Source organism: Mucilaginibacter puniceus (genome assembly GCF_054783175.1).
Genome location: NZ_BAAGRB010000002.1, coordinates 234,976 through 248,710, shown reverse-complemented (window position 1 = coordinate 248,710; position 13,735 = coordinate 234,976). Strand labels below are relative to the sequence as shown.

The 13,735-nt window shown below is 39.6% G+C and carries 11 protein-coding genes and 1 other RNA gene; 9 read left to right on the top strand and 3 right to left on the bottom strand.

What is annotated here, in order from left to right; translation table 11 throughout:
* Positions 1 to 77 precede the first annotated feature (77 nt).
* Both ACYVJ6_RS07960 and ACYVJ6_RS07955 read right to left on the bottom strand, forming a co-directional pair.
* A complete protein-coding gene (locus tag ACYVJ6_RS07960; protein WP_460693521.1) occupies positions 78 to 476 on the bottom strand; it encodes a hypothetical protein in 399 nt (132 codons plus the stop codon).
* 195 nt (positions 477 to 671) lie between these two features.
* Positions 672 to 1,964 (bottom strand): voltage-gated chloride channel family protein, encoded by a 1,293-nt coding sequence (locus tag ACYVJ6_RS07955; protein WP_460693520.1) that lies wholly within the window; start codon positions 1,962 to 1,964, stop codon positions 672 to 674.
* Between the two features lie 85 nt (positions 1,965 to 2,049).
* On the opposite strand from ACYVJ6_RS07955, the gene ACYVJ6_RS07950 reads away from it, so the two are divergent.
* The 8 genes from ACYVJ6_RS07950 (at position 2,050) to ACYVJ6_RS07915 (ending at position 10,422) form a co-directional block, all read left to right on the top strand.
* On the top strand, positions 2,050 to 2,877 hold the full coding sequence (locus ACYVJ6_RS07950) for an MOSC domain-containing protein (RefSeq protein ID WP_460693519.1): 828 nt from the start codon (positions 2,050 to 2,052) through the stop codon (positions 2,875 to 2,877).
* A gap of 10 nt (positions 2,878 to 2,887) precedes the next feature.
* Entirely contained in the window at positions 2,888 to 3,166 is a 279-nt protein-coding gene (locus tag ACYVJ6_RS07945) for an Rdx family protein (RefSeq protein ID WP_460693518.1), read from the top strand.
* Between the two features lie 65 nt (positions 3,167 to 3,231).
* Positions 3,232 to 3,672 carry an RrF2 family transcriptional regulator gene (locus ACYVJ6_RS07940; protein WP_460693517.1) on the top strand — a complete coding sequence of 147 codons (441 nt, stop codon included), beginning with the start codon at positions 3,232 to 3,234 and terminating at the stop codon, positions 3,670 to 3,672.
* Positions 3,673 to 3,867: 195 nt separating this feature from the next.
* Positions 3,868 to 5,961, top strand: a complete 2,094-nt coding sequence (locus tag ACYVJ6_RS07935) for a HEPN domain-containing protein (protein ID WP_460693516.1) — start codon at positions 3,868 to 3,870, stop codon at positions 5,959 to 5,961.
* A gap of 6 nt (positions 5,962 to 5,967) precedes the next feature.
* On the top strand, positions 5,968 to 7,476 hold the full coding sequence (locus ACYVJ6_RS07930; protein WP_460693515.1) for a TSUP family transporter: 1,509 nt from the start codon (positions 5,968 to 5,970) through the stop codon (positions 7,474 to 7,476).
* 2 nt (positions 7,477 to 7,478) lie between these two features.
* Complete coding sequence (locus ACYVJ6_RS07925; RefSeq protein WP_460693514.1) at positions 7,479 to 8,192, top strand: phosphoadenylyl-sulfate reductase; 714 nt, start codon at positions 7,479 to 7,481, stop codon at positions 8,190 to 8,192.
* Between the two features lie 68 nt (positions 8,193 to 8,260).
* Positions 8,261 to 9,169, top strand: a complete 909-nt coding sequence (gene cysD, locus ACYVJ6_RS07920; protein WP_460693513.1) for a sulfate adenylyltransferase subunit CysD — start codon at positions 8,261 to 8,263, stop codon at positions 9,167 to 9,169.
* Positions 9,169 to 10,422, top strand: a complete 1,254-nt coding sequence (locus ACYVJ6_RS07915; RefSeq protein ID WP_460693512.1) for a sulfate adenylyltransferase subunit 1 — start codon at positions 9,169 to 9,171, stop codon at positions 10,420 to 10,422. Before cysD ends, ACYVJ6_RS07915 begins: the two co-directional genes overlap by 1 nt.
* A 235-nt stretch (positions 10,423 to 10,657) precedes the next feature.
* Here the strand turns inward: ACYVJ6_RS07915 and ACYVJ6_RS07910 are convergent, their stop codons facing one another.
* On the bottom strand, positions 10,658 to 13,219 hold the full coding sequence (locus ACYVJ6_RS07910; protein ID WP_460693511.1) for a TonB-dependent receptor: 2,562 nt from the start codon (positions 13,217 to 13,219) through the stop codon (positions 10,658 to 10,660).
* 343 nt (positions 13,220 to 13,562) lie between these two features.
* Between ACYVJ6_RS07910 and ffs the strand changes: the two genes are divergently transcribed.
* Positions 13,563 to 13,661, top strand: an RNA gene (gene ffs / locus ACYVJ6_RS07905) — signal recognition particle sRNA small type.
* Positions 13,662 to 13,735 lie beyond the last annotated feature (74 nt).

Below are 13,735 nucleotides of genomic sequence, written 5' to 3'. Positions count from 1 at the left end.
TTGTGCGCAATCCTGGTTAATTGCATTAGTAAAAAACCAAACAATAATATTATTGAATGGTATAGATCAGGAAAAAATTAAAATGGTTTATACCGGAACAGGAAATTATAATATCCGGGAAGAAAAGCTTTATTGAACCATCGGGTTCCAAAGGTTTGTGCTATATCAATACCTACATTACCTTTTAAAAAATCAAGTATAAAAGGTAATTGCGCGTTTAATTCGGCAATACGCCTTGGTAATATTTTACGTGGTGCCCTTTTAATTGGGTGGCTATTTTTATCAGAATTGCTATGGTCATCTGTATCAAATATTTGCGTTGCATAACCTAAAACGGTATCGCCTTCATCGCATGACTCACCCGGGTATTGAACATGGTCAGGTAAAGGAGCCGAAGCGGTGTCTGCATGAAAGCATACTACGGCGTTCACCAACCATACAGAAAGGATTAAATAAATGCACTTTTTTAGCACCATTATTACAAAACTAATTAAAAAAGTAATAAAAAGTTTTAATTAATACTAATTTATGGTATTTTTTTTGATAAATATCTATCAATTACTGTTTTGTGATATAAATTTTACAATTTAAGCTTGTTTTTGAAAGCATTTTTTCACAAGGACTAAACCTATCTCAAATAAGATGCTTAATTAGTATAAAGAGTTACAGAACTATTTTCTTTTTTTAAAATTAAACCTGTATTTGTATATTTTTTGGTAGATATAGTTGCGCCCGGAAGAAAAATTCTTTAGCTGGGAAGAATATATGCCGTTGTGGCCGCTAAATAAGTAGGCGGTAAAGCAGGCAATTGCAAATAACAGTAAATGCTCACTGCCAAAAAGTTCGGCGCCCATAATAGTACAAGCCAAAGGTGTATTGGTGGCCCCCGCAAATACAGCTATAAACCCTAATGCCGCAAAAAGGCTAACAGGCGAATTAAGTAATACCGCTAATGAATTACCTAATGTTGCACCAATATAAAATAGCGGTGTTACCTCTCCCCCTTTAAAACCGGTAGCCAGGGTAATAATTGTATAAATTGATTTCCATAACCAACTCCATGTATCGGCACCCCCTATAGCAAATGCCGATGGTACGGTTACTGCACCAGGATATTCGGCATCAACGCCTAAGCTTAGGTAATCGGGTTTTCCTAATAGATAAGTAAGTCCTATAATGATCAGCCCTCCTAAAACCGGGATCAACCATTGTACTTTGATAAATTTTAAGAATAGATTTTTTGTTTGATGTACACCTGCTGCAAATACATAACTAACTAAGCCAAAAACAGCCGAGGCGATTATTACTTTACCAATTAATATGATGTTATCTGATACAGGTAATGCCGCTATGATATCGATATGATAAACAGTATGGTGAACATGCCAGGCATCCACCGTCCAATCACCAATCAAACCCGCTATTAAGGCAGGTAATATGGCCTTGTATTCCAATTTACCCAATGTAAGCACCTCAATAGCAAATATTGCCCCGGTTAATGGTGTGCCAAACACTGCCCCAAAGCCGGCAGCTATACCTGTAATTAACAAAATTCGTGTACCTGTTTCGTTTACTTTGAACCATTTGCAAAAAAAGGCGGCAATACTGCCACCCATTTGTACCGCCGTACCCTCGCGCCCGGCCGAGCCGCCAAACAGGTGGGTTATAATAGTAGTTGCCAATATAATGGGTGCCATTCGCCAGGGTACGCCCCCGCCTGGTTGGTGTATCTCATCAATGATCAGGTTGTTTCCTTTTTCGGATGATTTGCCAACGCTTTTATATATCCAATGAATTAATATCCCCGCCAGTGGTAATAAATATAACAGCCAGGTATACTTAAAGCGCAGGTGTATAGCAGCGGTAAGCAGCCATAAAAATAAAGCTACTGCACTGCCTATTATTAAGGACGTAACAATAATTAATAACGTTAATTTGAATATATCTGTTAATCTTTTACTCATTTGATACCCATGTCATAGTTTTTCCATATCCGCCGTTTCAAATATATAAGGTAAATCCTAATTAATATCTTTACATCAACATCATATGCTTAAAATTAGCCAAATCTATATCTATCCCATCAAATCATTAGGTGGTATCAGCCTGCAGCAAGCTGAAATAACTGACCGTGGTTTTAAGTATGATCGCCGCTGGATGTTGATAGATGATAATAACCGTTTTTTATCGCAACGCGAAGTAGCGGTTATGGCTTTATTAAAAGTTGCTCTGAGCGATAGTGGATTATTAGTAACTAATACAGTGGATAATACCAGTCTGCATATTCCTTTTCTACCACAAAAAAACGAGTTTATTGATGTTACTATTTGGGACGATAACTGTACGGGTCAATTAGTAAGTGACAAAGCAGACAAATGGTTCACGCAAGCCTTAGGGTTGAACTGCAGGTTAGTTTATATGCCTGATGATTCACATCGACCAACGGACCCCAGATATGCGCCTGATCATATTACTTCCTTATCTGACGGTTATCCATTTATGATGATCGGACAGGCATCGCTGGATGAATTAAATAGCCATTTAGATGAAGTCTTGCCCATGAACAGGTTTAGGCCGAACCTGGTTTTTACAGGTGGTATGCCTTACCAGGAAGATACGATGAATGAGTTTACAATTAATGGTATTCGTTTTAACGGAGTAAAGCTTTGTGCACGTTGCAATATCACCACCATTAACCAGGATGATGCATCTAAAGGAAAAGAGCCTTTAAGAACATTGGCGGGATATCGCTCAAAAAATAAAAAAATATACTTTGGTCAAAATGTAGTGCATAAGGGTGTAGGTGTTGTAAATGTTGGAGATGAGTTGACTATATTAAGCACCAATACCGAAGAGCGATTTATAATAACATCTTGATTCTAAAAAAATGAAACCCACCATAACCATTGAATATTGCCCGAAATGTAAATGGCTGTTACGTGCGGCTTATATGGCGCAGGAATTATTGACCACATTTGAAGATGACCTGTATGGCGTTACTTTGCACCCCAGCGAAATATCTGGCAGATATTCGGTAAGTATAGACGGCAAGAAAATATTTGACCGTAAAGAACAGGGCCGTTTCCCGGATATCAAAGAATTAAAGCAGTTGGTTCGTGATAAGGTTAACCCGGGCAAGGACCTCGGCCATTCTGATAAAGTATAGCAAATCTATAGCATTAGTTGGTGTGAATTAGTTTTTTTATATTTGTTAATATTAATTGGTAACAAATGCTATCGAAAAAAACCAAGTATGCTATTAAAGCATTAGTAATATTGGGTAAAAATGTTGATCAGCCACCTATGCAGATCTCTAAGATCGCCGAACAGGAACGCATACCCAAAAAGTTTTTAGAACAAATTTTACTTGACCTGCGTAATGCCGGCTTTTTATACAGTAAAAAAGGTGCAGGCGGTGGTTATTCGTTAAATAAGGACCCTAAAGATATTTACCTGGTTAATATACTCCGCATAACAGACGGGCCTGTTGCTATGCTGCCCTGTGCCAGTTTAAACTTTTACCATAAATGCGATGAGTGCCACCTGGAAACTACCTGTGGCATACGCGATGTATTTGTTGAAGTGCGGGACGCTACTTTAAATATCCTGTCAAAAACCAGCATTGCGGATGTTATTGCCCGCGAAACCACCCTTACCACGTTGAATGTATAAATTCTCATTTTATTGTTAAAATATGGTTTTTTTATAAAAAAATCTACCAATTCCATATAGTATATATATCTTTGGATAATTAATTGTAAAATATTATTTTTGCGCCGGGTATTAACCCACGTTTACAGCTAAATAACATTAAAACTATACCTCAATTATTTTAATGGAGGTTATTAAAAATAAACAATACACACTATGCAAAGCTTCAGAACAGAACTGGAGAACCCTATTGTTGAAAAAGACATTATTGATCTTGAAAAAAAGATAAGGGCTTTTCGTGAAGGTACAATACATGATGAAAAATTCAGAAGCCTGCGTTTAGCCAGGGGGATTTATGGGCAAAGGCAGCCCGGCGTACAAATGATACGTATTAAGTTACCTTTCGGCAAAGTGTCTTTTAAACAAATACTACGCATAGCTGATATATCTGACGAGTATGCAAGTAGCAACCTGCATTTAACTACCCGCCAGGATATTCAAATACACTATGTTAGCTTAGATAAAACGCCTGAACTTTGGGCTAAACTGGAGCAAGACGATATTACCTTACGTGAAGCCTGTGGTAATACGGTAAGAAACATCACCGCCTCGCCTACCGCGGGTATTGACCCAAAAGAACCTTTTGATGTATCGCCGTATGCTTACGGCACCTTTGAATATTTATTGCGCAATCCTGTTAACCAGGATATGCCGCGTAAATTTAAAATATCATTCTCATCAAGCGATGATGATACCGCGTTTTCATTTGCGCATGATGTGGGTTTGATACCAAAAATTAACGCCAATGGCGAGCGTGGCTTCAAAGTGATGTTAGGCGGTGGTTTGGGCGCACAACCTATGCTGGCCAATATGGTAGAAGAATTTTTACCCGAAGATCAGCTGGTGCCTTACATTGAATCAATGCTGCGGGTATTTGACCGCTATGGCGAACGTAATAATCGTAATAAGGCCCGTTTAAAATACCTTATCCAAAAATTAGGTTTAGAGGAAGTTTTGCGTTTAGCACAAGTTGAAAGAACGGCTAATAAAGTAAAAACCTACAAAATAAATCGCGACGCGGTAACGCTACCAACTATACCTAAACCAACCGGGTTAGAAGGTATTGTACCTGTTGATGAATTGAAATACCAGCAATGGTTAGATACTAACGTGTTTGAACAAAAACAAGCAGGTTATTATGGGGTGTACATTAAAGTATTAAAAGGTGATATTCCTACCGCGCAGGCTCGTCAATTAATCGAGGTTTTAAAGCCATTGGTTGCAGACGAGATACGCATTACTGCCAACCAGGGCTTAATGTTAAAATATGTTACCAAAGAAGCCCTACCTGCCCTGTTTAACGGTTTAACTGAAATAGGGTTGGCAGCCGCCGGTTTTGATAGCGTAGCCGATGTTACTACCTGCCCGGGAACGGATACTTGTAACTTAGGTATATCAAACAGTATGACCTTTGCTGCTGTAGTTGAGGATCTGATCTATAAAGAATATGCTGATTTAATATACAACCGCGACATTAAAATTAAAATAAGCGGTTGTATGAACTCATGCGGGCAACATAGTATGGCGCAAATTGGCTTTCATGGTAGTTCTTTAAAAGCGGGTGCAAGGGTTTTACCATCAATGCAGGTAATGCTTGGTGGTGGTATAGTTGGCGATGGTGTTGGCCGTGCCGGCGACAGGGTTATTAAAATACCTTCAAAACGTGCAACCGATGTATTAAGGACTTTATTGAATGACTATAAAGCCAACGCAACTGATACAGAGAATTATCATAATTATTACGACAGGCAAGGTAAGGACTATTTTTACCAGATGCTAAAACCATTGGCCGACCTTACCACCCTTACAGATGAAGAATTTATTGACTGGGGCCATGTAGAAACTTATGCATCAGCAATTGGTGTTGGTGAGTGTGCAGGTGTGGTTATTGATTTGGTAGCTACGCTTATTTACGAAGCCGATGAGAAAATGGAATGGGCCAATGCTTCGTACGAGGCTGGTTCATGGGCTGATGCTATTTATCATGCTTACAGTGTGTTGATCAGTGCAGCTAAAGCATTATTGTTAGATAAAGGTATCAATAGCAGTACACACGGTGGAATCATTCGTGAGTTTGATACACAATATGTAGATACCAACGAGATAACCTTAAATGGAAGTTTTAATGACCTGATCTTACAGATCAATCAAAATGAACCATCAGAAGTGTTTGCCACCAAATATTTAGCAGCTGCCGCAGATTTCCTTGCATCGGTTAAAGCTAAAAGAGAATTATTAGTACAGTCATAAGCACCAATGACCCAGCTAACTGAAAATAACGAAATAATAGCCGCTCAGGACGATAAAAAAGCCGGGAATCAATTGTTTCCTGTTTTTTTAAAACTTAACCAATTACACACAGTGCTTATTGGCGCAGGTAATGTAGGGTTAGAAAAGTTGAGTGTTATTTTACATAACAGCCCGGAAGCGCGGGTTACAGTTATTGCTGAAAATATAATTCCGGAAATTTATAGCTTAACTAATAACTATCCAAAAGTTACGATCAAACAAAAATCCTTTACAGATGATGACCTGGATAGCGCGGATATTGTAGTTGCTGCTACAGATAACAGTCAGTTAAACGCTTATATCCGCGAATCGGCACATCAGCGTAAATTACTGATCAATGTGGCTGATAAACCTGATCTTTGCGATTTCTACCTGGGGTCTATCGTGCAAAAAGGCGATCTGAAGATTGGTATATCTACCAATGGTAAATCTCCTACTATAGCTAAAAGATTAAAAGAGGTTTTAAACGAAAGCCTACCCGCTGAGCTGGATATTACCTTACAGCAGATGAACGACCTGCGTAATACTTTGACCGGCGATTTTGCCTATAAAGTTAAAACACTTAATGAGGCTACGGCGGTATTGGTTGAGCCTATGCCTGCTCCAAAAAGAAATCTACGTTGGATAATTTGGGGAACGATAGTTTTCTCACTAATTGTTACTGTGGTAGCATTATGGTATAATGAGCCGGAGTTTAGAGCTTATGCTCAAGAAATTAATCCTGCCTTTTACTATTTTTTTGGTGCCGGTTTTGTATTCGCATTAATTGATGGCGCTATTGGCATGTCATACGGTGTTACGTCAACCAGCTTTTCATTAGCAATGGGTTTACCACCGGCGATAGCCAGTATGGGTGTCCATTTATCAGAAGTTACCAGTAATGGTATAGCCGGATGGATGCATTACCGTTTACGCAACGTAAACTGGAAGCTATATAAAATGCTGGTTATCCCGGGTATTATTGGCGCAGTTTCGGGTGCGTATATTTTATCTTCTTTAGAAGAATACAGCACCTACACTAAACCGTTTATATCATTGTATACCTTGATATTAGGTGGAGTTATTTTATCAAAAGCTTTTAAAGTAAAACGCAAAAAATCGGCTGATAAATTTAAAAACGTACGCCCTTTAGGTTTTATTGGTGGTTTTATTGATGCGGTTTTTGGCGGTGGCTGGGGGTCTATTGTGTTATCAACATTAATAGCAGGTGGAAGGCATCCACGCTTTTCATTAGGTGCAGTAAAATTATCCAGATTTTTTATTGCTATAACCAGCTCCCTTACTTTTATAACCATGACCAATGGCGTGCATTGGGAAGCGGTATCAGGTTTGGTTATAGGCAGTGCATTGGCATCACCTATAGCAGCTAAAATTTCCAGCAAATTATCTGTAAAGGCTATAATGGTTGCCGTTGGGATAATTGTCATGATCACCAGCTTACGAACTATAGTAATAACTTTAATGAAGATCCTTTAAAGATGAGTACCGAGATAGTAGAAAATATAAAATGGCAAACTGCAGGCTTGGAACCTGTTATAGCTTTACAAAAACTGGCAGACCTATACTCCGGCGAAATTGTTTTCTCCAGTAGTTTTGGGTGGGAGGACCAGGTAATTACACACATGATATTTGCCAATAATATCCCCATTAAAATTTTTACGCTGGAGACAGGACGTATATTTCCGGAAACTTACTATGTATGGAACCGTACCATGGAAATCTACGGTCAGCCCATTTACGCTTACTATCCGCAAAACGAATTGGTGGAGAAAATGGTAAATGCTAAGGGCCCTAATAGTTTTTATGAGTCGGTAGATAACCGTAAAGAATGCTGCGGGATACGTAAGGTTGAACCACTGGGCCGCGCATTAAAAGGTAATCGTGCCTGGATAACCGGTATACGCGCTGAGCAATCTGCCAACCGCCAGTTTATGGAGAATACCGAATGGGATGAAGGGCATGAATTGGTGAAGTTCCACCCTATTTTTGACTGGACTTTGGAGCAGGTAAAAGAATACATCAAATTACATAACATACCTTACAATACACTACATGACAGGGGTTTTCCCAGCATTGGATGTATGCCATGTACACGTGCCGTACGCGAAGGTGAAGATTTTCGGGCGGGCCGCTGGTGGTGGGAAGACGCGTCGAAAAAAGAATGCGGGTTACACGAGCATGAAGCAAAATAATTTTATTTAACGATTTGTGGATTAATGATTTTAAATTCGCACCTCAATAATTCTACTAATTAACAATAATGAGTAAACACAATCAACTGGATTATTTAGACAAACTTGAAGCAGAAGCTATACATATTCTGCGCGAAGTTGCCGGCCAGTTTGAGCGCCCCGCGCTTTTATTTTCAGGAGGTAAAGACTCTATCACCCTGGTACGTTTGGCCGAAAAGGCTTTCCGTCCGGGTAAGTTTCCTTTTCCGCTGGTACATATTGATACCGGCCATAACTTTATTGAAACTATTGAGTACCGTGATGCAATGGTTGAACGCTTAGGCGAAAAACTAATTGTGGGTTTGGTTCAAGATTCTATAGACGAAGGAAAAGTGGTGGAGCAAACCGGTAAAAACGCCAGCCGTAACCCTTTGCAAACCGTTACCCTGCTGGATACTATTGCCAAACATAAGTTTGATGCTTGTATAGGTGGTGCCCGTCGTGATGAAGAAAAAGCCCGTGCTAAAGAGCGCATATTTTCTGTACGCGATGAGTTTGGCCAATGGGATCCAAAACGCCAACGCCCTGAGCTATGGGACATCTATAATGGTAAAATACATAAAGGCGAAAATGTTAGGGTATTCCCAATCAGTAACTGGACAGAGTTAGACGTTTGGAATTACATCCGCCGCGAAAATATTCCGTTACCAAGCATTTATTTTGCCCATGAGCGCGATACCATTGTACGTAACGGACAATTAATGGCAGCCTCCCCTGTTTTAAATATGGACGAAGATGATGTGATAGAGCGCCGCACAGTACGTTTCCGTACGGTTGGTGATATGACCTGTACTGCCGCGGTAGCGTCTGAGGCATTTGAAATTGACGATATTATTAACGAAATAAGCGCTTCAAAAATAAGCGAGCGCGGTGCACGTATGGATGATAAAGTATCTGAAGCTGCGATGGAAGACCGTAAAAAAGGAGGATACTTTTAATGGACATACTAAAATTTATTACTGCAGGTAGTGTTGACGATGGTAAAAGTACCTTGATAGGTCGATTACTATATGACAGTGATTCGATACTGGCCGACCAATTGGAGGCCCTGCATTCATCCAACCGTAAAAACGACGATGGAAGTATTGACCTGGCTATATTAACTGACGGTCTTAAAGCCGAACGTGAGCAGGGAATTACTATTGATGTAGCTTATAAATACTTCCAAACTGATAAACGTAAGTTTATCATAGCCGATGCTCCGGGGCATATTCAATATACCCGTAACATGGTTACCGGTGCTTCAAACGCCAACTTGGCTATTATATTAATTGACGCCCGTAAGGGTGTTATTGAGCAAACTATTCGCCACTCATTCCTGGTATCATTACTTGGGCTACAGCAGGTTGTGGTTTGCGTTAATAAAATGGATATGATAGGTTACAGCGAAGAAGTGTACAACAGCATTGTTAATGATTACCAGGCATTGGCCCAAAAGGTAAACTTAAAAAAGAATGTACACTTTATACCTGTAAGCGCGCTTAAAGGCGATAATATTGTGAACGCTACCGAAAACATGGCGTGGTACAAAGGCAAAAGTTTGTTAGATTATTTAGAAACTATTGAACTGGAAGCCGATAACAGCACTGAGCATGCCCGTTTCCCGGTACAATGGGTAATACGCCCGCAAACCGAAGAGTTACACGATTACCGTGGTTACGCCGGCCGTGTGTCCAGCGGATCTTTTAAGGTAAATGATAAAATTACCGTATTGCCATCAGGCTTTACCTCCACCATCTCCAAAATTGAATTTTTTGACCAGGAATTAGAAGAAGCATTATCAGGTACGTCAGTTACGGTTCATTTAAATGATGAGATAGATATCAGTCGTGGCGATATATTAGTAAACAGCAGCTATCAACCCAAAGTTTCTCAATTAATAGAGGCCGATCTTTGCTGGATGGATACCCGTGCATTAGACGACACCCACACTTACTTTATACAACATAACAGTAAAGTAACCCGCTGTAAAATACAGGAAATACTTTATAAGGTAAATATCAACACTTTAGAGAAAGAGCAAAGCGAAGAATTTAAGTTGAATGATATTGGCCGCATCATCATCAAAACTGCTGACCCGTTGGCATTTGATAGTTATGAAGAGAATAAAGCTAATGGCGGCGCTATTTTAGTAGATAGCCGTACCAACCTAACTGTTGGCGCTTTAATGCTGCGCTCAATAGCTGATTAATAATTTTTATTGTGATTTTATACCAAAAGGTTCGGATTTATCCGGGCCTTTTTTGTTTTACCCTCATTTTTATGTCATCTCGAGCTCAGCGAGAGATCCATACACAAGCTAATCATCCGAGTATATGAATGGATTTCTCACTACGTTCGAAATGACACAGGGTATTAAACAAACAAAGGGGCCAGGAAATAAACCCTGAGCCCCTCTTTTTTATAAACCTAATCAACGTTGCTTTTTAAAAGGCATATCTTAACGTTACGCCCAGTGTTCTTTGGTCGCCTAATACACCTGCGTATTGGCCCGCGTTGCCGCTGGCAGGTAATAATTGCTCAAAATAGTTTTGGTTAAATATGTTACGTCCCCATACATAGGCTGAGAAACCTTTTGCTGCTCTGAAACCTAAACGGGCATTAACTATAGTATAACCGGCAATTTGTAAATAAGCCGATGGCGTCGGGCTTGATGAAAAACGTGAACGGTAGTAATCATCAACACCTATAAAGAATTTGCTGCCTGTTTGATTGAAGAATTTAGCATCAACAGCATATTCGCCACCTGTCGATATAGTCCATTTAGATATACCCGGTAGCTGTGCACCTGAGATGTCTTTAGAGAATACTGTAGAAGAAATACCTGTTTCTTCTAATGGAAGTGGCGCGTTAGTAAACTTCACATATTTAGCGTCAGTATAAGCACCTGATGCAAAGAATGACCAATTTTTACCGGCTTGTATATTTGCATCAAACTCAAATCCTTTAACATTAACTTTTTCGGCAGTCGCTATATAACCACGGTTCACACCCGGATCAGGCGACTGGACATTGGTTTGGTAATCTGTAATATCCGAGTTATGGAAAGTAACATTGAAGGTAATACTTTGTGTTGGATTGGTTTTGGCACCTATTTCAATATGCTGAGTTTTTTCGGGTTTAATTACGGCTAAATCAAGTGCAGGTGCACCGGCAATGTTGGGTAAACCGGCAACGTTAACTCCCGAAGGTTTGTAACTGTTTGAATAAGTGGCAAAAGCGTTAAGTGCTTTACCCGGACGATAAGAAGCGGTAAGGTTATAGGTAAAGTTTTTTTCATCAAACTTAGTGGTGTAATACTGGCTGGAATACAACCCGGTCCTGAAACCAAGCAAAGTAGGGTCGGTAATAGTTATACCTCCATTTGCCTGCCTGTCAAATACTACATCTTTTTTATCGTAGTTAAAACGAATGCCCGGATTAATATGGAAGGCGTCTCCTATTTTAAAATCTAAGTTAGCAAATGCCGCAGCGGTTTGCGATTTTATTGATGCATTGGTAGATATGCCATAACCTTCAAATAAACCCGGTGTTTGCCATAGCGCGGTATTGGTAGTGTTTTGCGTAAAACGCCATTGGTCTTTACCGGCTTCTTCCCTACCGTTTGTCTTTACTTGTTGGTCTAGAAAGAACACTCCAAAAACACCACTTAATTTGTCTGTAAATTCGCCTGCATAACGTATTTCTTCAGATATCTGGTGATGTTTTGATGGGTTTTGTGATTTTGCTAACGATGTTAAACCTGTAAAGTCGCGGTCGTTTGACGGATCCCAGTTCCAGTATCGCCATGCAGTTGTTGAAGTTAAAGTACCCGATCCTAATTTGGTATCAACATTTAAAGAAAGACCACCTAACTGGTTTCCTGATTTCCATGGTGTATCATGATCAATAACACGGTCAAAAGGATTTAATGACGGCAAGGAATATCCTAAACTACCAATGATATTATTAAACTGGCGATAAGCTGCACGTTTAGTAGGTGCCACGCCTGCTACAACCTGGGCATAACCAATCGGTTTTTGATCAGATGCATCACCATTCAAAGTAATTTCTGTATTGTCTGATGGTTTATAAAGTAATTGGAAACGACCGCCCAAATTATTAATATTATTAACAGCCTCTTGTCTCGCTATGTTGTAGATGGTACCATTACGCTGTGTTCCTGAAAAAGATATGCGTAAAGCTAATTTATCAGCAATTGGGCCGGTTACCGAAGCTTTAGCCTGGATGTAACCTAAACTGCCAAAGCTGGTCTCAAACGTTGCACCCGGAGTAAAGCTGGCTTTACGTGTAGTTATATTGATAGCACCTGCAGCGGTATTTTTACCAAATAGGGTTCCTTGCGGGCCGCGTAATACCTCAATATTATCAATATCAATAAAATCAAGCGTAGCTGCTGCAGGGCGTGCATAATAAACGCCATCTACATAAAAACCTACTCCCGGGTCCAAACCATCATTTGTTAAACCAAACGGCGAACCAATACCACGTATGTTAATACCGGTATTACGCGGATTTGACGTATATAACTGTAAAGTAGGTATAAGTTCTTTTATACGGTTTACGTTAAACGCACCGGTTTTATCTACCTGGGTACCGCCTATTACCGAAATAGGAATGGGCACATCCTGTAAAAGCTCCCTTCGGCGCCTGGACACCACCACAATTTCGCCCAATTGGTCATCATTTACCAATTCAAATTCGGTTGGGGTGTCGTCTAATTTTAATATTTGGAAATCCTGTGCTTTAAATCCGACAGAACTGATCCTGATAAAAAATGGCGGCTGAATTGTTGGTGTTAGCGAAAAGCGGCCTAATGAATCGGCAATGGTAGTAGTGTTTGTAGTTCTTACTGTTACAGTTGCTAATGGTACAGCTTCACCCTTTGAGTTTTTTACTAACCCTGTTACTTTGTTTTGGGCAAATACAGCCGGCGAAAGCAATAGAATGAACGTAGTTAGTCTGATAAATTTAGTAGAAAGTTTCATAAAGTTTGATTGTAAAAAATTAAATATTGGACAGTTGAATACTCTTGAATAAAGATCAACAGCAACAACAGGCAGCCTGGTACTGCATTTTTGTTTTGGGATAAGCTACTTTAAAAGTATACATAATATATATAGTCTATAGATTTGATAGACAAAAGTAAAACTAATTATTTTACCTCCAAATATTTTTTTAAATAATTATTTTTTGATTGGGATGATTACTTGGAGAAAGGTAATTGTAGTTAGGTAATTATTCAACTGCATATCAGCGCATTTACATGGCTGCACATCTAAATCAACAATTTATTAACCTAAAAACAAACCATTTGCTATATTTGCGCCGGGGTAAGTCTTTTACGGCCAGCTCCTCTTGAACTCCCCCAGGGTGGGAACGCAGCAAGGGTAGAGAGTTGAGCGGCGCGATAAAAGTAGCTTACCCTTTTTTGTGCCCTAAATTTTGAGCTTGATTCTAAATTGGTCATTTAAAACTCATTATTACTTTGCTGTCCCCGCTAA

What these genes read in the sequence shown, in the direction of transcription:
- ACYVJ6_RS07960 (WP_460693521.1), bottom strand. Translation starts at nt 476, where the DNA reads ATGGTGCTAAAAAAGTGCATTTATTTAATCCTTTCTGTATGGTTGGTG.
- ACYVJ6_RS07955 (WP_460693520.1), bottom strand. Translation starts at nt 1,964, where the DNA reads ATGAGTAAAAGATTAACAGATATATTCAAATTAACGTTATTAATTATT.
- ACYVJ6_RS07950 (WP_460693519.1), top strand. Translation starts at nt 2,050, where the DNA reads ATGCTTAAAATTAGCCAAATCTATATCTATCCCATCAAATCATTAGGT.
- ACYVJ6_RS07945 (WP_460693518.1), top strand. Translation starts at nt 2,888, where the DNA reads ATGAAACCCACCATAACCATTGAATATTGCCCGAAATGTAAATGGCTG.
- ACYVJ6_RS07940 (WP_460693517.1), top strand. Translation starts at nt 3,232, where the DNA reads ATGCTATCGAAAAAAACCAAGTATGCTATTAAAGCATTAGTAATATTG.
- ACYVJ6_RS07935 (WP_460693516.1), top strand. Translation starts at nt 3,868, where the DNA reads ATGCAAAGCTTCAGAACAGAACTGGAGAACCCTATTGTTGAAAAAGAC.
- ACYVJ6_RS07930 (WP_460693515.1), top strand. Translation starts at nt 5,968, where the DNA reads ATGACCCAGCTAACTGAAAATAACGAAATAATAGCCGCTCAGGACGAT.
- ACYVJ6_RS07925 (WP_460693514.1), top strand. Translation starts at nt 7,479, where the DNA reads ATGAGTACCGAGATAGTAGAAAATATAAAATGGCAAACTGCAGGCTTG.
- cysD (WP_460693513.1), top strand. Translation starts at nt 8,261, where the DNA reads ATGAGTAAACACAATCAACTGGATTATTTAGACAAACTTGAAGCAGAA.
- ACYVJ6_RS07915 (WP_460693512.1), top strand. Translation starts at nt 9,169, where the DNA reads ATGGACATACTAAAATTTATTACTGCAGGTAGTGTTGACGATGGTAAA.
- ACYVJ6_RS07910 (WP_460693511.1), bottom strand. Translation starts at nt 13,219, where the DNA reads ATGAAACTTTCTACTAAATTTATCAGACTAACTACGTTCATTCTATTG.